20 protein-coding genes are annotated in these 24,601 nt (G+C 59.6%); 15 read left to right on the top strand and 5 right to left on the bottom strand.

What is annotated here, in order from left to right; genetic code table 11:
- The first annotated feature begins 81 nt into the window (after positions 1–81).
- The gene (locus ACPJXG_RS28190) at positions 82–555 is read left to right on the top strand and encodes an Lrp/AsnC family transcriptional regulator (protein WP_035823420.1); all 474 of its coding nucleotides are present in this window, start codon (positions 82–84) and stop codon (positions 553–555) included.
- Positions 556–1,202: 647 nt separating this feature from the next.
- Here ACPJXG_RS28190 and glmU read toward each other — a convergent pair.
- Positions 1,203–2,579, bottom strand: coding sequence for a bifunctional UDP-N-acetylglucosamine diphosphorylase/glucosamine-1-phosphate N-acetyltransferase GlmU (gene glmU, locus ACPJXG_RS28185; RefSeq protein ID WP_425252950.1), 1,377 nt, complete (start codon positions 2,577–2,579; stop codon positions 1,203–1,205).
- Positions 2,580–2,604: 25 nt separating this feature from the next.
- On the opposite strand from glmU, the gene ACPJXG_RS28180 reads away from it, so the two are divergent.
- The 5 genes from ACPJXG_RS28180 to ACPJXG_RS28160 all read left to right on the top strand — a co-directional run bounded on the left by ACPJXG_RS28180 (position 2,605) and on the right by ACPJXG_RS28160 (position 5,837).
- Positions 2,605–3,510 carry a DUF6279 family lipoprotein gene (locus tag ACPJXG_RS28180; RefSeq protein WP_425252949.1) on the top strand — a complete coding sequence of 302 codons (906 nt, stop codon included), beginning with the start codon at positions 2,605–2,607 and terminating at the stop codon, positions 3,508–3,510.
- Positions 3,511–3,580: 70 nt separating this feature from the next.
- Positions 3,581–4,240, top strand: coding sequence for a 16S rRNA (guanine(966)-N(2))-methyltransferase RsmD (gene rsmD, locus ACPJXG_RS28175; RefSeq protein WP_099403929.1), 660 nt, complete (start codon positions 3,581–3,583; stop codon positions 4,238–4,240).
- A 112-nt stretch (positions 4,241–4,352) separates the two neighbouring features.
- Entirely contained in the window at positions 4,353–4,850 is a 498-nt protein-coding gene (coaD, locus tag ACPJXG_RS28170; RefSeq protein ID WP_034752633.1) for a pantetheine-phosphate adenylyltransferase, read from the top strand.
- Positions 4,851–4,864: 14 nt separating this feature from the next.
- Entirely contained in the window at positions 4,865–5,128 is a 264-nt protein-coding gene (locus tag ACPJXG_RS28165) for a YfhL family 4Fe-4S dicluster ferredoxin (RefSeq protein WP_070303217.1), read from the top strand.
- A 112-nt stretch (positions 5,129–5,240) separates the two neighbouring features.
- Positions 5,241–5,837: a chalcone isomerase family protein gene (locus tag ACPJXG_RS28160; RefSeq protein ID WP_176387846.1), complete on the top strand. Its 597-nt coding sequence runs from the start codon at positions 5,241–5,243 to the stop codon at positions 5,835–5,837.
- A 61-nt stretch (positions 5,838–5,898) separates the two neighbouring features.
- Here the strand turns inward: ACPJXG_RS28160 and ACPJXG_RS28155 are convergent, their stop codons facing one another.
- Positions 5,899–6,204: a hypothetical protein gene (locus ACPJXG_RS28155; protein ID WP_035823429.1), complete on the bottom strand. Its 306-nt coding sequence runs from the start codon at positions 6,202–6,204 to the stop codon at positions 5,899–5,901.
- A gap of 206 nt (positions 6,205–6,410) precedes the next feature.
- Between ACPJXG_RS28155 and ACPJXG_RS28150 the strand changes: the two genes are divergently transcribed.
- Positions 6,411–7,391, top strand: coding sequence for a LysR family transcriptional regulator (locus ACPJXG_RS28150; protein ID WP_034752642.1), 981 nt, complete (start codon positions 6,411–6,413; stop codon positions 7,389–7,391).
- Between the two features lie 52 nt (positions 7,392–7,443).
- Here the strand turns inward: ACPJXG_RS28150 and ACPJXG_RS28145 are convergent, their stop codons facing one another.
- Together ACPJXG_RS28145 and ACPJXG_RS28140 are read right to left on the bottom strand one after the other, a co-directional pair.
- Positions 7,444–9,003: a methyl-accepting chemotaxis protein gene (locus tag ACPJXG_RS28145; protein WP_425252948.1), complete on the bottom strand. Its 1,560-nt coding sequence runs from the start codon at positions 9,001–9,003 to the stop codon at positions 7,444–7,446.
- Between the two features lie 204 nt (positions 9,004–9,207).
- Complete coding sequence (locus ACPJXG_RS28140; protein WP_010393827.1) at positions 9,208–9,663, bottom strand: Lrp/AsnC ligand binding domain-containing protein; 456 nt, start codon at positions 9,661–9,663, stop codon at positions 9,208–9,210.
- Positions 9,664–9,869: 206 nt separating this feature from the next.
- Between ACPJXG_RS28140 and putA the strand changes: the two genes are divergently transcribed.
- Complete coding sequence (putA, locus tag ACPJXG_RS28135; RefSeq protein ID WP_425252947.1) at positions 9,870–13,523, top strand: trifunctional transcriptional regulator/proline dehydrogenase/L-glutamate gamma-semialdehyde dehydrogenase; 3,654 nt, start codon at positions 9,870–9,872, stop codon at positions 13,521–13,523.
- 75 nt (positions 13,524–13,598) lie between these two features.
- Here the strand turns inward: putA and ACPJXG_RS28130 are convergent, their stop codons facing one another.
- Complete coding sequence (locus ACPJXG_RS28130) at positions 13,599–14,375, bottom strand: 5'-methylthioadenosine/adenosylhomocysteine nucleosidase (protein ID WP_081922645.1); 777 nt, start codon at positions 14,373–14,375, stop codon at positions 13,599–13,601.
- Between the two features lie 1,468 nt (positions 14,376–15,843).
- Between ACPJXG_RS28130 and ACPJXG_RS28125 the strand changes: the two genes are divergently transcribed.
- The 7 genes from ACPJXG_RS28125 to ACPJXG_RS28095 all read left to right on the top strand — a co-directional run bounded on the left by ACPJXG_RS28125 (position 15,844) and on the right by ACPJXG_RS28095 (position 24,576).
- Entirely contained in the window at positions 15,844–17,469 is a 1,626-nt protein-coding gene (locus ACPJXG_RS28125; protein ID WP_425252946.1) for a GMC family oxidoreductase, read from the top strand.
- Between the two features lie 133 nt (positions 17,470–17,602).
- Positions 17,603–18,373, top strand: coding sequence for an ABC transporter ATP-binding protein (locus ACPJXG_RS28120; RefSeq protein ID WP_035823437.1), 771 nt, complete (start codon positions 17,603–17,605; stop codon positions 18,371–18,373).
- A complete protein-coding gene (locus ACPJXG_RS28115) occupies positions 18,373–19,095 on the top strand; it encodes an ABC transporter ATP-binding protein (RefSeq protein WP_225243138.1) in 723 nt (240 codons plus the stop codon). The genes ACPJXG_RS28120 and ACPJXG_RS28115 overlap by 1 nt, the downstream gene beginning before the upstream one ends.
- 76 nt (positions 19,096–19,171) lie before the next feature.
- On the top strand, positions 19,172–20,380 hold the full coding sequence (locus ACPJXG_RS28110; protein WP_176387850.1) for an ABC transporter substrate-binding protein: 1,209 nt from the start codon (positions 19,172–19,174) through the stop codon (positions 20,378–20,380).
- A gap of 159 nt (positions 20,381–20,539) precedes the next feature.
- A complete protein-coding gene (locus ACPJXG_RS28105) occupies positions 20,540–21,424 on the top strand; it encodes a branched-chain amino acid ABC transporter permease (RefSeq protein ID WP_034783850.1) in 885 nt (294 codons plus the stop codon).
- Positions 21,425–21,455: 31 nt separating this feature from the next.
- Positions 21,456–22,436 carry a branched-chain amino acid ABC transporter permease gene (locus ACPJXG_RS28100; RefSeq protein WP_035823444.1) on the top strand — a complete coding sequence of 327 codons (981 nt, stop codon included), beginning with the start codon at positions 21,456–21,458 and terminating at the stop codon, positions 22,434–22,436.
- A 76-nt stretch (positions 22,437–22,512) separates the two neighbouring features.
- Positions 22,513–24,576 carry a 3-hydroxybutyrate oligomer hydrolase family protein gene (locus ACPJXG_RS28095; RefSeq protein WP_425252945.1) on the top strand — a complete coding sequence of 688 codons (2,064 nt, stop codon included), beginning with the start codon at positions 22,513–22,515 and terminating at the stop codon, positions 24,574–24,576.
- The last annotated feature ends 25 nt before the right edge of the window (positions 24,577–24,601 follow it).

The following is a 24,601-nucleotide window of genomic DNA, read 5'->3' as shown; positions in this document are numbered from 1 at the left end:
TTTGACTGAATATTTCACGACTATTTTATGATGAAATATTATTTCATTTAAACTCAATATTTTTCCCAATTCATCAAAATCATGAACAATAGCAACATTACTCTCGACGAGATCGATCGTCGCATCCTGAACGCCCTGCAAATTGATGCATCGCAAACCAACAGCGAGCTGGCGCAAGCGGTGCACGTCTCGGCGCCCACCTGTTTGCGCAGGGTCAAGCATTTACGCGAAAGCGGCGTCATCGAGCGGCAAGTGGCCATCGTCGCGCCACAGCTGGTGGGCGCGCGCCTGACGGCCATCGTGGAAATCACGCTCGATGTGCAGGCGGCGGAACGCATGGCGGAATTCGAAGAGCTGGTTGCGCAAGAAGCTGCCGTGCTGCAATGCTACCGCGTCTCCCCCGGGCCCGACTTCGTGCTGATGGTGCAGGTGGCCGACATGCCCGCATATCACGCGCTGGCGCACCGCCTGTTCGCCGCGCACGCCAATGTGCGCAACGTAAAAAGCTATTTTTCCACGTTCCGCAGCAAATTCGAGACGCGCATCGCCGTGTGAAGCAGGCTGCAGACAAGTTATCCCGGCTTATCCCTGGTTTTTCGCCTGCTTATGCACAAGCTTATCCACAACACAAAAAATTCCAGATTTCCACAGCCGCCACATCCGGCCTCGCATGAGGCCCCTGAATAAATATACATGACCTCCAAGATAAAACTTATCCCGACTTATCCATGGCTTGTCCATGCCTTAAGCACAGGCTTTTGCACAGCCTTATCCACAACCCGCATTGACGAACAACTCTTGAATATCCTTACAATACAATGACTTATAAGTTATTCATCACTTATTCTCAGATTGCGCACAAGCTTATCCACAGTCCAGGCAAGCAAAAACCAACGATACTTTTTCAGCCTGCTCAAACTGGCTTGTATGCTGGATTGGCAAGTTGGGCCCGATAACTTATCCCGTCTTTTCCACAGCTTCTTTACCGTTTATACGCAGCTTATACCGGGCTTATCCATCACTTGTTCGCATGCTTGTTCACATGTTTATCCACACAACAATACGGAGAAAGTACGGGATGGGAAAAATGGTCGGACTTATCCCGGGTTGCTAGCCAACTCTCCACAGGATTATCCACAGGCGCAAAAAAACGCCGCCAGCCGGACAGGCTGACGGCGTCATGCGTACCGAGGGCGGTGCGCTTATTTCTTGATTTTCACGGGATGCGTCCAGCCGTCGATGGTCACCTGGCGCGCGCGCGAGACCGTCAGCTTGCCGGCCGGCGCATCTTTCGACAAGGTCGTGCCGGCGCCCAGGGTGGCGCCCTTGCCGACGGTGACGGGCGCGATCAGCTGGCTGTCGCTGCCAATAAAAGCGTCGTCTTCAATCACCGTGCGGAACTTGTTCACGCCATCGTAGTTACAGGTAATCGTGCCGGCGCCGATGTTAACCTTCGAGCCGATGGTGGCGTCGCCGATGTAGGCCAGGTGGTTGGCCTTGCTGTGCGCGGCGATCTGGCTGTTTTTCACTTCGACGAAGTTACCGATGTGCACGTCTTCCGCCAGGACCGTGCCCGGGCGCAAGCGCGCGTACGGGCCGATGATGGAGGCGGCGCCGACGACGGCGTCCTCGATATGGCAGAACGGCTTGATGTACGCGCCAGCGGCCACCGTGGCGTTGATGATCACGTTGTTGGCGCCCACGCGCACGCCGTCGCCCAGTTCAACTTTGCCTTCGAACACGCAACCGACGTCGATGGTGACATCGCGGCCGCAGATGAGTTCGCCGCGCACGTCGATGCGGGCAGGATCCAGCAGGGTCACGCCCCGCTCGAGCAGCGCTTGCGCGATATTGTTCTGGTGGATGCGTTCCAGCTGGGCCAGCTGCACCTTGCTGTTGACGCCCGCCACTTCCCACACGGCGGCCGGGTGGGCCGAGGTGACGGCCACGCCATCGGCGACGGCCTGGGCAACGATATCGGTCAGATAGTACTCCCCTTGGGCATTGTCATTCGACAAGGCCGACAGCCATTGCTTGAGCTGCACGGTAGGCGCGACCATGATGCCGCTGTTGATTTCCTTGATGGCGCGCTCTTCAGGCGTGGCATCTTTTTCCTCGACGATGCGCACGATGGCGCCATGCTCGCGCACGATGCGGCCCAAGCCATACGGATCGTCCTGTTCCACGGTCAGGATGGCCAGCTTGTCGTTGCCAGCCGCCTGCACCAGTTGTTGCAGGGAAGCGGCGCTGGTCAGCGGCACGTCGCCGTACAGGATCAGGGTCGGCACGCTGTCATCGAGCAAAGGCAGCGCTTGTTGCACGGCATGACCGGTGCCCAGTTGCTGCGCCTGCTCGGCGGCGTCGATCTGCACGGCATGGTTCACCTTGTAGCCGTCGAGCAACTTCAGCACCGCTGCGCCCCCATGCCCGTAAATCACGCATAATCGGGACGGCGCCAGGCCGCGCGCCGTGTCGATGACGTGCGACAACAGCGGCTTGCCCGCCAACGGGTGCAATACCTTGGGCAGTGCCGACTGCATGCGTTTGCCCATACCGGCAGCGAGAATGACAACGTTCATAGACCGTCTTTTATAAGTTAAGAATATGAAAAAGTTTAACACGCAGGCCCCGTCTTCCACGCCTTCCAGCCGCTTTACTTATGCCGTGCTGGCCTTACTGCTGGTCTTCGTCGCCGGCTGCAGCGGCTTGCGCCTGGCCTACAACAATGGCGATACCGTGCTGTACTGGTGGCTGAACGCGTATGTCGACCTGGACCGCGACCAGAAGGGCTGGGTGCGCGAGGATATCGACAAGCTGTTCGACTGGCACCGCAAGACCCAATTGAAGGATTACGTGGAAATCCTGCACACGGGCCAGAAGCAGTTGCAAGGCAATATCACGCAGGCGGACCTGATGGCCGACTACAGCGAGATCAAGCAGCGCACCCAGGCGCTGTTGCTGAAGGCGGCGCCCGAGCTGGCCGACCTGGCGCGCTCGCTCAAACCCGAACAGATCGCGCAGATGGAAAAGAAGTTCAAGTCGAACAATGATGATTACCGCAAGAAATACCTGAGCGGCGATCAGGAGAAGCGCCAGAAGCTGCGCTACAAGAAAGCCATGGAGCAATTCGAACTGTGGTTCGGCAGCTTCAGCAGCGAGCAGGAAGCCCTCATCCGCAAGGCGTCCGACGCGCGTCCGCTGAACAATGAGATCTGGCTCGACGAACGCATGCGGCGCCAGCAGAACGTGTTGAACCTGGTCAAGAAAGTTCACCAGGAAAAACTCGGCAAGGAAGCGACCGTGGGCTTGATCACGACCCTGATCAAGGACAGTTTCGAGCGCCTCGAGCATTCCGAGCGCAAGGCCTTCTTCGATGCCTACGAAGGCAGCACGGCGCAGATGGTCATGACGGTGATCAAGAGCGCCACGCCGGCGCAAAAGGCTCACGCCGTCAAGCGCATGCAGGGCTGGATCGACGATTTCAATTCCCTGGTCACGCAAGCCAAATAGACAGGCAGCGCCAGCAGGGGGGAGGGGGCCATATGCTATAGTGGCCGCCACCGAATTGAAGAAATCCCCCATGCAAAAGAAGATTAAAAAACCCGCCAAAGTCCCCGTCCACCACGCGCCGCCACCGAACCAGGTGCGCATCATCGGCGGGCAGTGGAAGCGCTCCGTGCTGCCTGTTTTGCAGGCACTCGGCTTGCGCCCAACGCCGGATCGGGTGCGTGAAACCGTATTTAACTGGATCAATCACTTGCGCGACGGCGACTGGTCCAACGCCCAGGTGCTGGACCTGTTCGCCGGCAGCGGCGCGCTGGGTTTTGAAGCGGCCAGCCGCGGCGCAGGCTCCGTCACCATGGTCGACACGCACACGCCCGTGATCCGCCAGCTGGAAGAGAACAAGGCGAAATTGCGCGCCGACAATGTGCAACTGCTGCGCGGCGACGCCCTGCTGACGGCGCAAGGCCTGGCAGCGCGCGGCCAGCGTTTCGACCTGATCTTCCTCGATCCGCCCTACCAGCAGGATTTCCTGGCGAAAGTGTTGCCCTTGTGCGCCAACCTGCTCAAGGAAGGCGGCATGGTGTACGCGGAATCGGGCTTGCCGCTGGTCTTTGACGAGAATAGCGAGCTGGAAAAACCGGAATGGATGGCGCCATGGGAAGTCATCCGCGCCGACAAGGCGGGCACCGTTTATTATCATTTGCTAACTTACAACAAAGTGCCGGCAACTGCCTGAATCTGCCTATAAATGAGGCAAAAAAGCTCCCTGGCCCGAGGCACTGCACCAAGGTGGTCACCAATTTCAGGCATAATGCGCGTCTATATTGGTGCATCGTCAGGGAGCCGCAATGGTTGTAGCCGTTTATCCAGGAACATTCGATCCGCTCACGCGCGGTCATGAAGATTTGGTGCGCCGCGCATCGGGTCTGTTTGACAAGCTGATCGTCGGTGTCGCCGACAGCAAGAACAAGCAACCGTTTTTCTCGCTCGACGAACGCCTGGAAATCGCCAACGAAGTACTTGGCCATTACCCGAACGTGCAAGTGGAAAGCTTTTCCGGCTTGCTCAAGGATTTCGTGCGCAAGCATGAGGCGCGTGTCATCGTGCGCGGCTTGCGCGCCGTTTCCGATTTCGAGTACGAATTCCAGATGGCGGGCATGAACCGCTACCTGCTGCCCGATGTCGAAACCATGTTCCTGACGCCATCCGACCAGTACCAGTTCATTTCGGGCACCATCGTGCGCGAAATCGCGGCGCTGGGCGGCGACGTCTCCAAGTTTGTCTTCCCCTCGGTGAACCGCTGGCTGCAAAACAAGATTGCCGCCAACGCTGCTTCATCGCAATAAGTAAGAGTGAAATCATGGCATTACTGATCACCGACGAATGCATCAATTGCGACATTTGCGAGCCCGAGTGCCCGAATGACGCGATCTACATGGGCGCGGAAATCTACGAAATCGATCCCAACAAGTGCACCGAATGCGTGGGCCACTTTGACGAGCCGCAATGCCAGCAAGTGTGCCCCGTCAGTTGTATCCCCTTCAATCCCGCCTGGCGCGAAAGCCCGGAGCAATTGATGGCCAAGTACGAACGCCTGCAGGCGGAATTGCCCGCCAAGCCCTAAGCTTTTCTCCCGCGCCACATCCAGGCCACTTCTGCGTGGCGCCAGCTTCTGCCAACTGTTCTACACTGTGTGCTGACTTATCCACAGCCCATGGTTTCCACGGAGGTAGAAGATGCAAATACGCACATCCCGTTTGGGCCGCTCCCTCGCGGCCGCCTGCCTGAGCGCCGTCCTGGCACAGCCGGCGCTGGCCGTCGAGATCGGCGGCGTCAAGCTGGACGACACGGTGCAGCTGGCCAGCCGCGAATTAAAACTCAACGGCGCCGGCGTGCGCTACAAGGTCATCTTCAAGGTCTACACGATCGCGCTGTACCTGCCTGAAAAGAAAACCCAGCTGGCCGACATCCTGGCCCTGCCCGGACCGCGCCGCCTGGAAATCGTCATGCTGCGCGACATCACTTCCGACGAACTGGGGCAAGCCTTCATGCAGGGCTTGAAGCGCAGTTCCGAGCAGGCCGACCGCACACGCCTGCTGAGCCAGACGATGCAGTTCGGCGCCATGTTCGAAATGGTGCCCGGCCTGAAAAAGGGCGACATTCTCACCGTGGACTGGCTGCCGGAAGAGGGAACGTTGTGCAAGCTGAACGGCAAGCAGGTGGGCGACACGGTGCCGGATCTGGCTTTTTACAATGCGCTGCTGAAAATCTGGATCGGCGCCCATCCGGCGGACACGGTGTTGCGCGCGCATTTGCTGGGTGACATGGCCTGAACGAAAACGCGGGCGTAAAAAAAGCCGGCTCGCGCCGGCTTGTCTTTCTGCAACAGCGAGCTTATGCGCGGGTCGACAGGGCGCGCAGTTCGGCGGCGTTGCTTGGCGACACACCATCCATCTTGCCCAAGGTGCGCTGCAAGGCTTGCGCTTCGCGCATCTGCTGGCGCGCCAGGCGCTCTTCGCGGCTCAGTTTGGGACGCACCACCAGCATCATGGCGCGGGCAATGCCCACCAGCAAAGGCTTGAACAGCAGGGCGAAGGCGCCCACGGCAACGATCACCAGCACGAGTTGCAGGGTGTTCAGCAGGGAAATCTCCAGCACGGGTGCGGATACTGCGTACAGGGCGGAGGCGAAGGTAGACATAGTGTTCCAGTGCATTATAGAATTTGCCAGTACTATAGTGCAGTGCAACATATAAATCTAATTCCATTTCTTGATACCAATTATATGAATCGTGAATGGAAAACTGTAATATTTTTTGACGAGTGAAAATATTCGTGCCCGGCGCGGTTTACACTCCTAAGTAATCAATTTTAAGTAATCAATTCAACTTTTATCTTGGGCTTTCCATGAGTTTTCTGACGCTGGATCTGAACTTGCTGCGTGTTTTCGACGCCGTCATGACGGAACAAAACCTGACGCGCGCAGCCGGCCACCTGGCGATGACGCAGCCGGCGGTATCGAACGCCATCAAACGCCTGCGCGAGAGCCTCGGTGACGAATTGCTGATCCGCACGGCGTATGGCGTGAAACCCACGCCCCGCGCCGAAGCCCTGTGGCCATCCGTGCGCTCGGCCCTGGCCAGCCTGGAAGCGGCCGTCACGCCGGAAACCTTCGATGTGTCGAAAACCCACGCCACCTTCCGCATGGCCATGGCCGATGCGACGGCCGCGTTCTGGCTGCCGTCATTGATGCGCTCGATCGAACGGGAAGCACCCGGCGTCAACGTGCGCATGATGCCGCTGACCACGCGCGAACCGCGCCCGATGCTGCTGCGCGGCGATATCGACCTGGCCGTCGGCTTTTTTCCCGGCGTGGCGGCGCAATTGTCGAGCGAAACAGGTTCGCCCATCCGCCACGAGCGCCTGTATTCCGGCAAGTATGTGTGCGTGATGCGGCGCGGCCATCCGCTGGCCGACAAGGAATTGACCCTGGATAACTACTGCGCGGCGAACCATTTATTGGTGAGTTTTTCCGGCCGCGCGCATGGCTTGATCGACGAGGCGCTGTCGCAGATCCACCGTGAACGGCGCATTTTGCTGACGGTCAACCAGTTCTTCACGGCAGGCAGAGTGGTCGCCAATTCCGACCTGATCACGGTCTTGCCGCGCCATTTGATCGCCTCGACGGGCATGACGGAGTCCCTGCTGTACAAGGATTTGCCATTGACCTTGCCAGCCGTCCACCTGGACATGCTGTGGCACGAGCGCGACGCCCGCAGCCCCGCCCACAAATGGCTACGCAATCATCTGGAAAGCATGAACACACCCACTTTACGGACGGCGACGGCGGCCGGCGGCGGCGTGGCGCCGAAACCGCATATTGAATAAACCGTAGCCTGCACAAGAAAAAACGCCTGATGATCTCTCATCAGGCGTTTTGCTATGCGTGATTGCTGGAGCGATAACCGATGCGAAAACCGCCCCAGTGCTTGCCATCGACGTGGATCGGCACGGATAAATCATGCATGACCTCGCCCGTGTCGCGTTTATACGTCTGCAACAAAAACGCCTTGGTATTGCTGCCGCAGCGCTTGCCCGTGCGGTCGCTGAAGATGCGCTTGGTGCGGTTATTGACCATGTCGGTGGCGTAGTCGCCCGTCAGCGGCTGGGAAAACTTCTTGTTGTGCGTTGGAAAATAGCCATTGTTGTCGACGGCGCCCGCGTAGGCCAGGTGGGGTAATGCCGCCAGCACGCCTTCCTGCAGATCGGGCAGCACCTTGTCCGTAAAGGCGTCGAACTTCGTGTTGTGCTTGGGCGGATTGGTGTTCGGAATGGGGCGGTAGTGGCGGTCGAACAGGGCTTCGCGCGTGATGCGCCCCGACGCGATCGCTTGCTCGAACAATTTGCCCACCTCGCGCGCGGCGCGCTGGGCCGCCTCGCGGATCTCGTCGTGCGGCGTGGCCACGCTCGATTCACCGAGGGCGCCGGCGATCACTTCGGCCCGCTCGGCCAGGGCCATGGCCGACTGCGTGGCGCGCGGCAATTCGGCATTCGTCGACAGCATGCTGTCGCGGATTTGCAGGATGGCGTCGGCGATCACTTGCGTCGTGTCGACGTGCTCGCGCGAGGCGCGGGCGATTTGCCCGATCTCGTCTTCCGACTCGCCCGACGATTCTTCGATATGGCTGAGCGAGGCATGCACGCTTTCCACATTGCGCGCCGCTTCCGTGACACCGGCCGCCAACGAACTCATGCCACGCGCGGCTTTTTCTGCCTGTTCATTGATTTCGCGCACCATCACGCTGATTTCATCGGAGGCTTCCTTGGTGCGCTGCGCCAATTGCCGCACTTCCCCGGCCACCACGGCAAAACCGCGGCCGTGTTCGCCGGCGCGCGCCGCTTCGATGGCGGCGTTCAGCGCCAGCAAGTTGGTACGCGCGGAAATATCGGAAATGGCTTCCGTAAAGCCCGTGATGCGTTTGGATTTTTCCTGCAAGCTCAGCATGTTGCTGGAAGCGCCTTGCGCTTCCTCGCGGGCGCTATTGATGCGGCGCAAGCCTTGGTCCACTTCGGCGCGCGCCGCCACGCTTTCCACGCGCACGCCGGCGGCCACCTTGGCGGCCCGTTCCGCATTGGCGGCGATCTTTTCCGTCATCGCGGCATTTTGTACCGAGCTGTCGGCGATGTCGCTGGCCGTGCGCACGTCGAGTTCCACCTTCTGTTTGACGGAATCGACAAAATACGAGGTTTCCGCCGCGCCGATCATGATGGCATCGATGGCGTTGCCCACCGTGTCGGAGAACTGGTGCAAGCCCGGTTCGCCGCGCGGACGCCCGGCAAACGCCAGCAGCGCGGCGCCGATGGCGGCGCCCACGCAGGCAATCAGATAGGGATGCTCGCCGCCCGACAGCAGCAGCAAATAGGCCAGGCAACAGGCGACGGCCATGGCCAGGATCGTGAATACAAAGAAACGCACCAGCTGATGCTGCAACTGCTTCATTTGTCCCCCGCTGCGCGAACCCGTCACGTCCCGGGAGGGACGTGCTGTGGCCGTATGCGGGTGGGCACGATTGCCCACCTTGCACCCTGAATACAACGTCTGCGCGTCGTTTTCAGGCCGGCTACCGGATAGCAGAATTGTAGTTCTACCCTACAACATTTGTTCCGATAGCTCAATCAGAAAAACGGGACCACTACACCAGGGTCACTTAATTGGCAATTTGGTGGTGTTTTTGACCTCTTCCATGACGGCATAAGTGTGGGTTTCCCGCACACCTTTCTGCAACAAGGTCTTGCCCAGGAATTCGCGGTAGGCGGCCATATCCTTGACGCGCGCCTTGACCAGGTAATCGAAACCGCCAGCGACCATATGACATTCCAGTACCTCTGGAATGATTTGTACGCTATGCTTGAAGGCGTCGAACACTTCCGGTGTCGTGCGATCGAGCACCACTTCGATGAACACCAGCAGCGACACGTCGAGCAGCTGCGGGTTCAACTGGGCCGTATAGCCCATGATGTAACCGGATTCGTGCAACTTGCGCACGCGCTCCAGGCAGGCCGCCGGCGACAGGTTCACGCGCGCGGCCAGCTCCACATTGCTGATGCGTCCATCGCTCTGCAATTCCATCAAGATTTTCTTACTGATCTTGTCCAGCATTACCATCACCCCCAAATTAATATTATTTGGTTAAATTGTCGCATCAAAAACTATCTATTGCTAGTCCCCTGTATTACCAGAATTAATCCATAAGAATCCCCTTTACAATCGAATCATCTTAACGTCCGACTTTCTGTATTTTTTTGCACCAAAAAAGAGCAAGAATTACGTCAGTTTTCGTCCCCTTTTCCTTGTAAAGAGCACTTATGCACCCTGCAGGCCCCTCGGCTTTTACCCCGATTCCTTTTGCTGCGTTCCAGGCAGAAATCCTGCCCGAAGCGACACCACAACGCGCCGCCATCACCGCCGCCTATAGGCGCGATGAGGTTTCCGCCGTGCAGTGGCTGTTGCAACAAGTGCGCCCCAGCAGCACCGAAACGACGGCCGAAGGGCAAGCGCTGGCGCACCGTCTGGTCTCGAACGTGCGCCAAAAACGCACACGCGCCTCCGGCGTCGATGCACTGATGCACGAGTTCTCGCTGTCGTCGGAAGAAGGTGTTGCATTGATGTGTCTGGCTGAAGCGCTGTTGCGTATACCCGACAGTCAAACGGCCGATCGCCTGATTGCCGACAAAATCAGCAAGGGTGACTGGAAAAAACACCTGGGCGAATCGCCGTCGCTGTTCGTCAACGCGGCCACCTGGGGTTTGCTGATCACGGGCAAACTGGTCAGTACCAGCAGCGAATCGGGCCTCGGTTCGGCCATGACCAAGCTCATCGCCAAAGGTGGCGAACCGCTGATACGCAAGGGTGTCGACCTGGCCATGCGCATGCTGGGCAACCAGTTTGTAACGGGGCAAACCATCGAGGAAGCGCTGAAGAACAGCCGCGAGAATGAAACGCGCGGCTACCGCTACTCGTACGACATGCTGGGCGAGGCGGCCCTGACGCAGCAGGACGCGGCCAATTACTACGCCTCGTACGAAACGGCGATCCACGCCATCGGCAAGGCCTCGAACGGCCGCGGCATCAAGAACGGCCCCGGCATTTCCGTAAAACTGTCGGCCCTGCACGCGCGCTACAGCCGCGCCCAGCGCGCCCGTGTCATGGAAGAATTGCTGCCGAAAGTCAAAGCGCTGCTGTTGCTGGCCAAACAGTACAACATCGGCTTCAACATCGATGCGGAAGAAACGGACCGCCTGGAACTGTCGCTCGACCTGATGGAAGCACTGGCCTTTGATGCAGAGTTGGCCGGCTTCGAAGGCATCGGCTACGTGGTGCAGGCGTATCAAAAGCGCTGCCCGTACGCCATCGATTACCTGATCGACCTGGCGCGCCGCAGCGGCCGCAAGTTCATGGTGCGCCTGGTAAAAGGCGCGTATTGGGATGCGGAAGTCAAACGCGCGCAAGTCGACGGCCAGGAAGGCTATCCCGTCTACACGCGCAAGGTCTACACGGACGTCTCCTACCTCGTGTGCGCGCAAAAACTGCTGGCCGCCAGCAAGGATATCTACCCACAATTTGCCACGCACAACGCGCAAACCCTGTCGACCATTTATACTTGGGCGAAACGCGACGGCATTACCGACTACGAATTCCAGTGCCTGCACGGCATGGGCGAGACCTTGTACGACCAGGTCGTCGGACGCGATAACCTCGACAAGCCCTGCCGTATCTACGCCCCCGTCGGTTCGCATGAAACCCTGCTGGCCTACCTGGTGCGCCGTCTGCTGGAAAACGGCGCCAACTCGTCATTCGTCAACCAGATCGTCGACGAAAGCGTGGCCATCGATAGTCTGATCCGCGATCCGCTCGAGCAGGCGCGCCTGCAGGGCGGCTTGCCGCACCCGTCGATTCCGCTGCCGCTGGACATGTTCGGCAACGAGCGCAAGAACTCCGCCGGCCTGGACCTGTCGAATGAAGACACTTTGCGCACCCTGGCCACCGGCCTGGCGCAGCAGCAGACCTGGCAGGCCGCGCCGCTGATCGATGGCGCCGTCAGCCTGAATGGCCCCACGCACATGCTGCACAACCCGGCCCAGCACGACGATGTCGTGGGCAAGGTCATGGAAGCCGGTCCGGCCGACGTGGAAACGGCCCTGGCCAGCGCCAGCGCTTACGCCATGGATTGGCAAACGACGGAGCCGTCGATCCGCGCGCAAGCGTTATTGCGCGCCGCCGACCTGTTCGAAGAGCACCATATCGAGCTGATGGCCCTGGCCGTGCGCGAAGCGGGCAAGTCCCTGCCGAACGCGATCGCGGAAATCCGCGAAGCCGTCGACTTCCTGCGCTACTACGCGGCGCAGGTGGAGCACGCGCCAAACACCCTGGCGCTCGGTCCCGTCACCTGCATCAGCCCGTGGAACTTCCCGCTGGCCATCTTCACGGGCCAGCTGGCCGCCGCCCTGGCGGCAGGCAACGTGGTGCTGGCCAAGCCGGCCGAGCAAACGCCGCTGATCGCCCACCGCGCCGTGCAATTGCTGCATGCGGCGGGCGTGCCGCGCGGCGCGCTGCAATTCCTTCCCGGCAGCGGCGAGGTCGTTGGCGCCGGCCTGTGCAATGACACGCGCGTAAAAGGCGTGATTTTCACGGGCTCGACGGAAGTGGCGCAATTGATCAACCGCAACTTGTCCGCGCGCGCCGTGGCCGAAGGCATCGACATTCCGCTGATCGCGGAGACGGGCGGCCAGAATGCCCTGATCGTCGATTCGTCCGCCTTGCCGGAACAAGTGGTGCAGGACGTGATGTCGTCCGCTTTCGACAGCGCCGGCCAGCGCTGCTCGGCCTTGCGCGTGCTGTTCCTGCAAACGGAAATCGCCGACAAGACCATCCATATGCTGAAAGGCGCCATGCAGGAATTGCGCGTCGGTAATCCTGACCGTCTGGCGACCGATATCGGTCCCGTCATCGATGCGGAAGCGCAAAGTAACTTGCTGGCGCACATCAACAAGATGAAAACCATGGCCATCGATCACTATTCGCTCGATTTGCCGACCGTCAAAGGCACGTTTGTTGCCCCGACCGTACTGGAAATCAAGTCGCTGGCGCAATTGACGCAGGAAGTCTTCGGCCCCGTGCTGCACGTGATCCGCTACAAGCGCTCCGAACTGCCGCAACTGGTGCAATCGATCAACGACAGCGGTTACGGCCTGACCCTGGGCATCCATACGCGCATCGATGAAACCATCGATTTCATCACCAAGCGCGCACATGTGGGCAATATTTATGTGAACCGCAACATCGTCGGCGCCGTCGTCGGCGTGCAGCCGTTCGGCGGCGAAGGCAAATCGGGAACCGGCCCCAAGGCGGGCGGTCCCCTGTACCTGAAACGCCTGCAACGCAATGCGCCGGCCGGCACGCAGCACCAGCGCCAGGCGCCGCCAGCCCTCGATGCGCTGACCGTGTGGGCAAAGATGCACGGCCACGACAAGGTCGAGCAGCTGGCGCAGGAGTATGCGCGCACGACCTTGCTGGGTAGCACCACCGTCTTGCCAGGTCCGACCGGCGAGCGCAATACCCTGAGCTTTGCCGCGCGCGGCACGATACTGTGCGCTGCCGCCACGTCCGGCACCTTGATGAACCAGCTGGCGGCCGTGCTGGCCACCGGTAATCAGGCCCTGGTACTGGCGCAAACGCCGGAGTTGATCCCGGGCGACTTGCCGGCGGCGCTGAAAGATCGCTTCCAGGTCGTCAGCAGCCTGGCGTCGGTTAAGCATGATTTCCAGATCGCCATGATCGAGCCTAGCCTGGATGCGCAACTCAAACCGCTGCTGGCGGCACGGGAAGGGGCCCTGGTGGGCACCATCGCCACCACGCAGGAGGGTGTCATCCCCCTGTGGCGCCTCGTCGCTGAGCGGGCGCTGTGCGTGAATACGACGGCGGCAGGCGGTAACGCGAGTTTGATGATGCTGAGTGTCTAACATGTAAGCAGGCAGTCAACGCAAAAGGGCAGAACCAGTGGTTCTGCCCTTTTTTTATGCACGCTGGATGAAAAATCAGCCAGCCAGGCGCTGGCACAATTGCTGAATCACCGTCAACGCATACGGCGAAGCGACGGTTTGCACGAAACGCATGAAGTCGATAGCCGCCTCTTCGTTGGCGTTGTCGGAAATGGTGCGCATGACCGTAAACGGCACGCCCAGTTCAAAACACACTTGCGCCACGGCGGCGCCTTCCATTTCAACGGCCAGCAGGTCGGGGATATCAGCTTTGAGCTGGTTCACATGCGCGGCGCTGCTGATGAACTGGTCGCCGCTGGCGATCAGGCCGCGGTGCACTTGCGCATGTTGCAGACCGAATTGCGCAATATCGGCCGCCTTGAGCACGCTGGACACATCGTCACGCAGGAAATCTTCCGCGGCGCCAGCCAGTTGCGTGCTCAGTTCCAGGTCCGTGGCAAAGCGCTGCAAGCCCGTCAACGGCACTTCAAAGCGGGGAAACAAAGGGCGAGCGTCCATATCGTGCTGCAACAGAGCTTCAGCCACCACGATATCGCCCACTTTCACGCGTTTATCCCCACTGCCGGCCACGCCGGTGAAGACGATGTGGGTAACTCCGTACTTTTCCACAAGGATAGAAGCTGTCATGGCAGCGGCAACCTTGCCCAGACGCGACAGGACGCACACAGCGTCGATATTCCACAGGGTTCCCAGGGTGTAGTCGCGCATGCCGTGCGAACGCCTCTGGGGGCCTTGCATGGCTTCTACCAGCCCCTGCTGTTCTTCGTGCAAGGCACTGATGATGCCTAAACGCATATTTTTGTGTGAATTCATGCTGTTTTTACAGGTTTTTGGGATTGCAAAACGGTTTACATGGTGAAAACAGCCGTTTCGGCGACTTTTCCACCGTTCGCGTTTGTCTCTGTGTTTTAAATAAAGATGTATACATAAAAATAGTAGTGATAGTAAACGGCCATTTTTTTGTGGATAAGTCGGTATACCATCGAAAAATCATCAACTTAGCGCACAAAAAAGTAGGCGCACAAGCATTGTATCTACGCAGGACTTGTTTGGGATAAAAATCGGCTTGTGGACAAAGATCGACTTTTCCCACATCTCATCCTGTGGATATGCAGGCACTTATCCACACCTGCAAGCAAAAATCACGGATTTTCTTGCTGTCGTGGCATGTTTGACGTGCTTCGTCAGCATGGACCCAGGTCTGGCAATCAACAGTAAGCGGCCACGAGCGTTGTTCTTTCACCGAGGTTGGCATCGAGGTGATTCCTGGAAGACGGTTTGGCAGTGGCTCGTGACGTCGCCGTTGGCTTTTTTTTTTGACGGTTTTGCATGCTTTTTGGAAATATCCCCGGACTTCCGCTTTTTTTGTCGGTTTACAATAGATTCATATATAAAAATAGTAGTAATAGTAAACGCGTTTTTTTCTGTGGATAAGTCGCTTTTTTTCAACAGGATCAATCGTTTACGCGCAAAATAAAGCGTGCATAATCGCTGTATCACGGGAGGAGCAAAATTGTATAAAATGCGGGCCTGCGTATAACTTCGTGCTTACGCACAAGTCATCCTGTGGATATCAAGTGACTTATCCACAATCGTTGTAAATTCCCCCTCTTTTCGACATCGAAGCGCTTGCTGGCACTGTGCCTGCTCAGGTCTGTTGACGTTTCCATTTTGCAAAACGGTTTGGCAGTGCAGTGCGCGTGATGCCGGCCGTGCCGGTTTTCGTCGCTCAGTTGTTGGCGCGATTTTTTTTTGTCAGCCAAGGTAGCTCGTCGGCTTTTTTTTTGAAGACAGGCTTGCGAGCCTTCCCGAAGGCGCAGAGCAGGTAAAGCGTGCGTTGTCGGGTTTACCTTAACAAGATCGTATACAAGAATAGTAATAGTAGTTAACGGGTGCATCTTCTGTGGATAAGTGCCGATTTATCCTTGTAAACAATCGCTTGGCGTGCGGATAAGCGCTGAGTAAGGGTTGTATCTGCCTGGGACGGTTTCTGGACAAAAAAAAGCCGCTGAAAAAATTTTTCGTTTACACACATATCGTCCCTGTGGATATCCATATGGTTATCCACAGCTTGCAGCCCCTTGTTTTGTGCTCTTTTTACTTGGCCGTGACGCTTGTCCGTATCCGTGGCAACGATTAATGTCGCCCTGGCCCGGCACTGGTGGTAATCTCAAGGCGGCTCAGCAGCCATGCATGCATGAAGAAAGACAGACTCTGGTAGCGGAACGCGGTGGGGAGACACGCCGCGCGACAGCTTGATGGCATACCGAAAGGAGCTTCATTGGAATCGGCAGGCGAATACGACTACATCATCGTGGGCGGCGGCACGGCAGGTTGCGTGCTGGCCAACCGGCTAACGCGCGACAAGGATGCCAACGTTTTACTCGTGGAAGCGGGCGGCAAGGACGATTACGTGTGGATCCACATCCCCGTCGGCTATCTGCATTGCATCGGCAATCCCCGCACGGACTGGCTGTATTCCACGCAGGCGGACGCGGGACTGGGCGGGCGCAGCCTGATCTATCCACGCGGAAAGGTGCTCGGCGGCAGCTCTTCCATCAACGGCATGATCTATATGCGGGGCCAGGCCGGCGATTACGACCACTGGGCCGACTTGACGGACGACGCTTCCTGGCGCTGGGACAAGGTCTTGCCGCTCTTTAAGCAAAGCGAGGATTACTACGGCGGCGCCTCGGAAAACCATGGCGTTGGTGGTGAGTGGCGCGTGGAAAAACAGCGGCTGTCGTGGGATATTTTGAACGCCTTCCGCGATGCGGCGCAGCAGGTCGGCATTCCGAAAACCAGCGATTTCAATGGTGGCGACAACGGCGGCAGCGCGTATTTCGACGTCAACCAGCGCCGCGGCATCCGCTGGAATACCTCGAAAGCGTTCTTGAAACCGGCATCGCGCCGCCCGAATCTGACCATCATGACGGGCTGCCACGTGGAACGTCTGTTGCTCGAGACCACGGACTCGGGTCCCCGTTGCACGGGCATCGTGTTTACGGGCGGCGGCACGCAGTGGCAGGCGACGGCCAAACGGGAAACCCTGCTGACGGCGGGCGCCATCGGTTCGCCGCAATTGCTGCAACTGTCCGGTATCGGCCCGGCCGCCTTGCTGCAGCAGCATGGGATTGTTCCCGTGGTCGATGCCGCCGGCGTGGGCGGCAATTTGCAGGACCATCTGCAGCTGCGCATGGTATACAAGGTGCAGGGCGTGAAAACCCTGAACATCATGGCGGGCAATATGCTGGGCAAGATGCAGATCGGTTTGCAATATGCGCTGTTCCAGAGCGGGCCCATGTCGATGGCGCCGTCGCAGCTGGGGGCGTTCGCCAAGTCCGATCCGCTGCAAGCCACGCCGAACCTGCAATATCACGTGCAACCGCTGTCGCTCGACAAATTCGGCGAACCCTTGCACGCGTTTCCCGCGTTTACGGCCAGCGTCTGCAATCTGCGTCCCACTTCGCGCGGCCATGTCCACATCGCGTCGGCCGACAGCTACGCGGCGCCGAAGATCGTGCCCAATTACCTGAGTACCGAGCAGGACCGCAAGGTTGCGGCCGATGCCTTGCGGCTGACGCGGGCCATCGCCTCCGCGCCGGCCCTGAAACAATTCTCTCCGGAAGAATACAAGCCCGGCGTGCAATTCCAGAGCCAGGAAGAACTGGCGCAGGCGGCCAGCCAGATCGGCACCACGATCTTTCACCCGGTGGGTACTTGCCGCATGGGCCAGGCCAGCGATCCGTCGAGCGTGGTCGACAGCCAGTTGCGCGTGATCGGCGTGGCGGGTTTACGCGTCGTCGATGCCTCGATCATGCCGTACATTACTTCTGGTAATACGAACTCGCCCACCGTGATGATCGCGGAAAAAGCGGCGCAAATGATACACGCGGCCTGGAAATAGCCGGGCAAGCGTGCGAGTTTGCGCCATTCGGGCTGGCGAAAAATCCCCGTAGTTATACTGTATTGTGCGTTAAATTTAAGTTGTGTATTATAAAAATGACTAAGTAGTACAAAAAGTACAACTAGGAGACACGATGTCAAACGTAATCTTGGAAACAAGAAATTTGACCAAGGAATTCAAGGGTTTCACCGCTGTGAGCGAGGTGAACCTGAAGGTAGAGCGGGGCCATATCCACGCCTTGATCGGTCCGAACGGCGCCGGCAAGACCACGTGTTTTAACTTGCTCACCAAATTCCTGGTCCCCACTTCCGGACAGATCCTGTTCAATGGGAAAGATATCACGGCCGCCAAACCGGCCCAGATCGCGCGCATGGGCGTGATCCGTTCCTTCCAGATTTCCGCCGTCTTCCCGCATCTCTCCGTGCTGCAAAATGTGCGCATCGGCTTGCAGCGCCAGCTCGGCACCTCGTTCCACTTTTGGCAAAGCGAACGGGCATTGAACCAGCTCAACGACCGCGCCATGGCCTTGCTGGCCGAAGTCGACCTGACGGAGTTTGCCGATACCATCACGGTCGACATGCCCTACGGGCGCAAGCGGGCGCTGGAAATTGCCACCACCCTGGCGATGGAACCGGAAATGATGCTGCTCGACGAACCGACGCAGGGCATGGGCCACGAAGACGTGCACCGCGTGACGGAGCTGATTAAAAAAGTGTCTGCTGGCCGCACGATTTTGATGGTGGAACACAATATGAGCGTGGTTTCCGGCATCTGCGACAAGATTTCCGTCCTGCAGCGCGGCGCCATGCTGGCCGAAGGCAGTTACGCGGAAGTGTCGCGCAATCCGCAAGTGATGGAAGCGTACATGGGCACCACCCACGCGGAACTGGAAGGGGCACATTGATGACCGTTAGCAACAAGGCACCCGCACTGGAAATCGCACAGCTGCACACCTGGTATGGCGAGTCGCACATCCTGCACGACGTGAATCTGACAGTGGAGCAGGGCGAAGTGGTGACTTTGCTGGGCCGCAACGGCGCCGGCCGCACCACCACCTTGCGCGCCATCATGGGCTTGACGGGCGCGCGCACGGGCTCCATCAAGGTCAACGGCGTCGAAGCGATAGGTTTGGCTACGCACAAAATCGCCCACCTGGGCATCGGGTATTGTCCCGAAGAGCGCGGCATTTTTTCCTCGCTGTCGACTGAGGAAAACCTGCTGCTGCCGCCGACCCTGGCCAGTGGCGAGAAGGGCATGTCGGTGGAGGAAATCTACGCCATGTTCCCGAACTTGCAGGAACGCCGCCACAGCCAGGGCACGCGCCTGTCAGGCGGCGAGCAGCAGATGCTGGCCGTGGCGCGCATCCTGCGCACGGGCGCGCGTTTGCTGCTGCTCGACGAAATTTCCGAAGGCCTGGCGCCCGTCATCGTGCAAGGGCTGGCGCGCATGATCACCACCCTGAAAGCGAAGGGTTACACCATCGTCATGGTGGAACAGAATTTCCGGTTTGCCGCGCCGCTGGCGGACCGGTTTTATGTGATGGAGCACGGTCAGATCGTCGAGACTTTTGCTGCATCCGAACTGGAGGCCAAGATGCCGGTACTGACCGAGCTGCTTGGCGTGTAGTCCCCATGTAGTCTGTTGTACTCGTCATCGTCCAGCAATCGACTGAATAGCAAACAATAATCCCAACGGAGACACTATGAAACGTAACGCTATCGCCATTGCCACCGCCACCCTGTGCGCATTGGGCTTGTCCGCCGCCGCGCATGCCCAGGTATCGGGCGACACCATCAAGATCGGTTTTATTTCCGACATGTCGGGCGTGTATTCCGACGTCGACGGCCTCGGCGGCGCGGAAGCCATCAAGATGGCGATCGCCGATGCTGGCGTCGTACTGGCCGGTAAGAAGGTGGAATTCATTTCCGCCGACCATCAAAACAAGGCCGACATCGCCGCCTCGAAAGCGCGCGAATGGTTCGACCAGCAGGGCGTCGACATGCTGATCGGCGGCACCAATTCCGGCGCCAGCCTGGCCATGGCCAAGGTCGCGGCGGAAAAGAAAAAAATCTTCATCGCCATCGGCGCCGGCTCCTCGCGCCTGACGAATGAAGAGTGCACGCCTTACACCGTGCATTACGCCTATGATACGGTGGCGCTGGCGCGCGGCACGGGCGGCACCATCGTCAAGCAGGGCGGCAAGAACTGGTATTTCATGACGGCAGATTATGCGTTCGGCCACTCGCTGGAAAAAGACACGGCCGAGGTCGTCAAGGCGGCCGGCGGCAAGGTGCTGGGCAGCGTCAAGCATCCGCTGGGCGCCTCGGACTTCTCTTCCTTCCTGCTGCAGGCGCAATCGTCCAAGCCGCAAATCCTCGGCCTGGCCAATGCCGGTGGCGACGCCATCAACAGCATCAAGGCGGCCAACGAGTTCGGTTTGACGAAATCGATGAAGTTGGCCGGCTTGCTGATCTTCATCAATGACATCCATTCGCTGGGCCTGAACCTGACGCAGGGCATGTACCTGACGGATGGCTGGTACTGGGACTTGAATCCTGAAACGCGCGCCTGGTCGAAACGCTATTTCGCCAAGATGAAGAAAGAGCCGTCGATGCTGCAGGCGGCCGACTATTCGGCCGCGGCGAACTACCTGAAAGCCGTCAAGGCGATCGGCACGGACGACACCGAGAAGGTCATGGCCTACCTGAAAAAGACCAAGATCAACGACATGTTCACCCAGAATGGCGAAGTGCGTCCCGATGGCCGCATGGTGCACGATATGTATTTGATGGAAGTGAAGAAACCGTCCGAGTCGAAATATCCATGGGATTACTACAAGGTGGTCGCCACCGTGCCCGGCGCACAGGCGTATGTGACCAAGGCTGAATCGAAGTGTTCACTGTGGAAGTAATGCTGTAGCAATCCTTGCGGATCGCCCGCCTGTGCGCGGGCGCTCCGTCCTGCACGCTTTGCCCGCAGGGTACGCCTTGCGCCGCCGCACCCGTTTGCGGCGGCGCGTTTCCCTTGATACCACACCGCTGTTCGGCGGTGCTTTTTATACTGTGATGCCATGGAAATTTTCGGCGTTCCAATACAAGCGATGATGAGCCAGCTGCTGCTGGGTCTCGTCAACGGCTCGTTCTATGCCATGTTGTCCCTCGGTCTGGCCGTCATCTTCGGCTTGCTTAACGTTATTAATTTCTCGCACGGCGCCATGTACATGATGGGCGCCTTCCTGGCCTGGATGGGCCTCAGCTATTTCGACATCAGTTACTGGGCCATGCTGGTCATCGCCCCGATCCTCGTCGGCCTGGTCGGCATCCTGATCGAAAAGACCATGCTGCGCTGGCTGTATAAACTCGACCACCTGTATGGCTTGTTGCTGACCTTCGGCATCACCCTGATCATGGAAGGCGTGTTCCGCTCCTTCTATGGCGTTTCGGGCCAGCCGTATGCCGTGCCCGAAGCGCTGGCCGGCGCGACGGACCTCGGTTTCATGATCCTGCCGAACTACCGCGCCTGGGTGGTGATCGCCTCGCTCACCGTGTGCCTGGCGACCTGGTTCGTCATCGAAAAAACCAAGCTCGGCGCCTACCTGCGGGCCGGCACGGAAAACCCGAAACTGGTGGAAGCGTTCGGCATCAACGTGCCGCTGATGGTGACGTTGACGTTCGGCTTCGGCGTGGCCCTGGCCGGTTTCGCCGGCGTGCTGGCGGCGCCCATCATCCAGGTCTCGCCGCTGATGGGCTCGAACCTGATCATCGTCGTGTTCGCCGTGGTGGTGATTGGCGGCATGGGTTCCATCATGGGCTCCATCCTGACGGGCCTGGGCCTGGGCGTGATCGAGGGCCTGACCCGCGTGTTCTACCCGGAAGGCTCGGCCACCGTGGTGTTCGTGGTGATGGTCATCGTGCTGCTGCTGCGTCCCGCCGGCCTGTTCGGCAAAGAAAAGTAATCCTCATCAGTCATGTATTGGAGCTACCACGATGAATAAGAATGTAGGCTACGCCATTGCCTTGCTGCTGGCGTTGGCGGCCCCGTTTTACGGCTATCCCGTCTTCCTGATGAAGTTGCTGTGCTTTGCCCTGTTTGCCTGCGCTTTCAACTTGCTGATCGGCTACACGGGCTTGCTGTCGTTTGGCCATGCTGCCTTCTTTGGCGGCGCCGGTTATGTCACCGGCTACGCACTGCGCACCTGGGGCTGGCCGACGGAACTGGGCTTGCTGGCCGGCGTCGCCACGGGTGCCTTGCTGGGCCTGGTGATCGGCGGCCTGGCGATCCGCCGCCAGGGCATCTACTTTACGATGATCACCCTGGCGCTGGCGCAGATGGTGTACTTCCTGGCCTTGCGCCTGCCGTTCACGGGCGGCGAGGATGGCTTGCAGGGTGTTCCACGTGGAACCTTGCTGGGTACGATAGACCTGGGCAATGACACGGTGTTGTACTACGTCGTGCTGGCCATCTTCGTTGCCGGCTTCGCCCTGATCGTGCGCACCATCCACTCGCCGTTCGGCCAGGTGCTCAAGGCCATCAAGGAAAACGAACCGCGCGCCATCTCGCTCGGCTACGACGTCAACAAGTACAAGCTGATGGCCATCGTGCTGTCCGCCTCCTTGGCCGCACTGGCCGGCGCCACCAAGACCCTGGTGCTGGGCTTTGAGACGCTGACCGACGTGTACTGGGGCATGTCGGGCCTGGTCGTGCTGATGACACTGGTGGGTGGCATGGGCACCTTGTCCGGTCCCATCCTTGGCGCCGTCTTGATCATCGCGCTGGAAAACAAGCTGGGCGATGTCGGTACCTATCTGGCCACGCACACGGGCATCGAGTGGTTCGGCACCCTGGGTGAATCGGTGGGCATGGTGACCGGCGTGATCTTCGTCATCTGCGTGCTGATGTTCCGGCGCGGCATTGTCGGCGAAGCCATCGCGCGCTTCGGCGGCAGGCCAGCCAAAGCCGCGGTCTGACTTTCAAGCAACGCCGGACGAATCGTCCGGCGTTTTTCATTGTGCGTCCACTGTTACCTTAACGGAGAGAACCACCATGCAAACGACGATCACGCGCGCAGGCACTGGCGCAAGCCTGTGCACCCTGCTGGCATTGGCAGCCTGCGGCAGCAACCATGCGCCGGAAGAATTGAACCAGATGCCCGGCTACCTGGGCACCATCACGCGGGCCGACTACGACGGCAAGACGAACGACTTACTCACGGCTGGCCTGGGCAAGACGGGGCTGGCGGGAGCAACTCCCGCGTATGCGAACGTGGAACAGCCGACGCCGCTCGAACTGCGCCGCAATGCCATCTACGCCAATTACCGCGCCGTGCTCGACATTGCCGCCAACAGCGGCTACGGTACTTTGTACGGACCGAACGTGGATGCGTCCGGGAACGTGGGCACGGGCGAGGGCCTGGTCGCGGGCAGCGAATACATCGCCTATGCCGACGATGGCACGGGCAAGAAGAACGTCACCTTGATGGTGCAGGTGCCGGCCAGCTTCGACCCCGACCATGCGTGCATCGTCACGGGCACGTCGAGCGGCTCGCGCGGCATCTACGGCGCCATCGGCAGCTCGGGCGAATGGGGCCTGAAAAAAGGCTGCGCCGTGGCGTATGCGGACAAGGGTTCGGGCACGGGCTTGTACGTGTTCGAGGACGACAGCGTCAACCTGCAGAACGGCCTGCGCGCGGGCAGGGTGGCCGCCGGCAAGAATGCGCTCTTCGCGCCGGACTTGAGCGACGCCGAGCGGCTGGCCTGGGCGGGCAGCAATCCGAACCGCATCGCCTTCAAGCACGCGCACTCGCAGCAGAATCCGGAAAAGGATTGGGGCAAGGTCACCTTGCAGGCCGTCGAGATGGCGTACTACGTGTTGAACGAGCGCTACGGCGTGCTGGCCCGCGACGGCAGTGCGCGCGTCGTGCGGCTGACGCCGAAGAACACCATCACGATCGCCTCGAGCATTTCCAACGGTGCCGGCTCGGCCTTGCTGGCGGCGGAACAGGATAGCAAGGGCTTGATCAGCGGCGTGGCGGCCAGCGAGCCGCAAATCCAGCCGGCGGCATCGAGCGCCTACACTGTGCGCCAGGGCGGGGCGGTGGTGGCCAATCCCGGCCGTGCGCTGTTCGACTACGCCACCTATGCGGCCCTGTATCAGCCGTGCATCGCTTCCGTGGCCGGCAATGCGGGACGCTGCACGGCGCTGGTGGCCAAGGGGCTCTTGAACGGCGCCGACCTGGCGGCGCAGCAGGCGGACGCGAAGCAGCGCTTGCGCGCGTATGGCTGGCTGGTCGATTCCGATCCCTTGCAGGCGGCGCACGCGGGCACGAACATCCTCGTGGCCGTCACGTATGCGTATGCCTACGGGAAATTCTCCGTGGCCGATAAAGTGTGCGGTTTCACGTTTGCGCAGACGGACGGCGGCGGCAATCCGATCACGTTCACGTCGGCGCAAAAGGCGGCCAGCTTCGCCGCGCAAAACGGCATCCTCGGCAATGTCGTGTACGAAAACAGCGTGGGCGGCGCCAAGGTGTACACGGCCGGCGTGTCGCCGTCAAACAGCCTGGCGGACCAGTCGCTCGACGGCTTCCTGTGCCTGCGCAGCCTGGCGACGGGGCGCGACACCGTCAGCGGCGCCAACTTGCAGGGGACATTGGCTGCGCAAAGCGTGCGCGTGCGGGCAGGCATGGCCGAGGTCGCGGCCAGCGGCAAATTGAATGGCAAGCCGGCCATCATCGTGCACGGCCGCAGCGACACCCTGATTCCCGTCAATCACGCCTCGCGCGCCTATGTCGGGCTGAACGCCGCCGTGGAAGGGAACAGCCAGCTGCGCTATATCGAGGTGACCAACGCCAACCACTTCGATTCCTTCAGCAGCGCCTTGCCGACTCTGATCGTGCCGCTGCACGTGTACCTGAACCGGGCGCTCGATGCCATGTATGCACACCTGCATGCCAAGCAAGCCTTGCCGCCATCGCAGGTAGTGCGCACGGTGACGCGTGCCGATGCATCGACCCTGATCACGAATGTCAACGTGCCGGTGATTGCGGCAACGCCGGCACCTGGCAATGTCATCGGCGTGACGGGGACTGTCGTCGATATTCCCAACTAGGCTGTCTCGCCTGTGGACGCTGCGG

The sequence above is a fragment of the Janthinobacterium sp. NFX145 genome, assembly GCF_049810325.1.
Lineage (GTDB): Bacteria > Pseudomonadota > Gammaproteobacteria > Burkholderiales > Burkholderiaceae_D > Janthinobacterium > Janthinobacterium rivuli.
This window is presented reverse-complemented; position numbering and strand designations above follow the sequence as displayed.

What these genes read in the sequence shown, in the direction of transcription:
- putA (WP_425252947.1), top strand. Translation starts at nt 9,870, where the DNA reads ATGCACCCTGCAGGCCCCTCGGCTTTTACCCCGATTCCTTTTGCTGCG.
- ACPJXG_RS28105 (WP_034783850.1), top strand. Translation starts at nt 20,540, where the DNA reads ATGGAAATTTTCGGCGTTCCAATACAAGCGATGATGAGCCAGCTGCTG.
- ACPJXG_RS28100 (WP_035823444.1), top strand. Translation starts at nt 21,456, where the DNA reads ATGAATAAGAATGTAGGCTACGCCATTGCCTTGCTGCTGGCGTTGGCG.
- rsmD (WP_099403929.1), top strand. Translation starts at nt 3,581, where the DNA reads ATGCAAAAGAAGATTAAAAAACCCGCCAAAGTCCCCGTCCACCACGCG.
- ACPJXG_RS28140 (WP_010393827.1), bottom strand. Translation starts at nt 9,663, where the DNA reads ATGCTGGACAAGATCAGTAAGAAAATCTTGATGGAATTGCAGAGCGAT.
- ACPJXG_RS28120 (WP_035823437.1), top strand. Translation starts at nt 17,603, where the DNA reads ATGTCAAACGTAATCTTGGAAACAAGAAATTTGACCAAGGAATTCAAG.
- coaD (WP_034752633.1), top strand. Translation starts at nt 4,353, where the DNA reads ATGGTTGTAGCCGTTTATCCAGGAACATTCGATCCGCTCACGCGCGGT.
- ACPJXG_RS28110 (WP_176387850.1), top strand. Translation starts at nt 19,172, where the DNA reads ATGAAACGTAACGCTATCGCCATTGCCACCGCCACCCTGTGCGCATTG.
- ACPJXG_RS28180 (WP_425252949.1), top strand. Translation starts at nt 2,605, where the DNA reads ATGAAAAAGTTTAACACGCAGGCCCCGTCTTCCACGCCTTCCAGCCGC.
- ACPJXG_RS28145 (WP_425252948.1), bottom strand. Translation starts at nt 9,003, where the DNA reads ATGAAGCAGTTGCAGCATCAGCTGGTGCGTTTCTTTGTATTCACGATC.
- ACPJXG_RS28160 (WP_176387846.1), top strand. Translation starts at nt 5,241, where the DNA reads ATGCAAATACGCACATCCCGTTTGGGCCGCTCCCTCGCGGCCGCCTGC.
- ACPJXG_RS28150 (WP_034752642.1), top strand. Translation starts at nt 6,411, where the DNA reads ATGAGTTTTCTGACGCTGGATCTGAACTTGCTGCGTGTTTTCGACGCC.
- ACPJXG_RS28190 (WP_035823420.1), top strand. Translation starts at nt 82, where the DNA reads ATGAACAATAGCAACATTACTCTCGACGAGATCGATCGTCGCATCCTG.
- ACPJXG_RS28095 (WP_425252945.1), top strand. Translation starts at nt 22,513, where the DNA reads ATGCAAACGACGATCACGCGCGCAGGCACTGGCGCAAGCCTGTGCACC.
- ACPJXG_RS28165 (WP_070303217.1), top strand. Translation starts at nt 4,865, where the DNA reads ATGGCATTACTGATCACCGACGAATGCATCAATTGCGACATTTGCGAG.
- ACPJXG_RS28115 (WP_225243138.1), top strand. Translation starts at nt 18,373, where the DNA reads ATGACCGTTAGCAACAAGGCACCCGCACTGGAAATCGCACAGCTGCAC.
- glmU (WP_425252950.1), bottom strand. Translation starts at nt 2,579, where the DNA reads ATGAACGTTGTCATTCTCGCTGCCGGTATGGGCAAACGCATGCAGTCG.
- ACPJXG_RS28130 (WP_081922645.1), bottom strand. Translation starts at nt 14,375, where the DNA reads ATGAATTCACACAAAAATATGCGTTTAGGCATCATCAGTGCCTTGCAC.
- ACPJXG_RS28155 (WP_035823429.1), bottom strand. Translation starts at nt 6,204, where the DNA reads ATGTCTACCTTCGCCTCCGCCCTGTACGCAGTATCCGCACCCGTGCTG.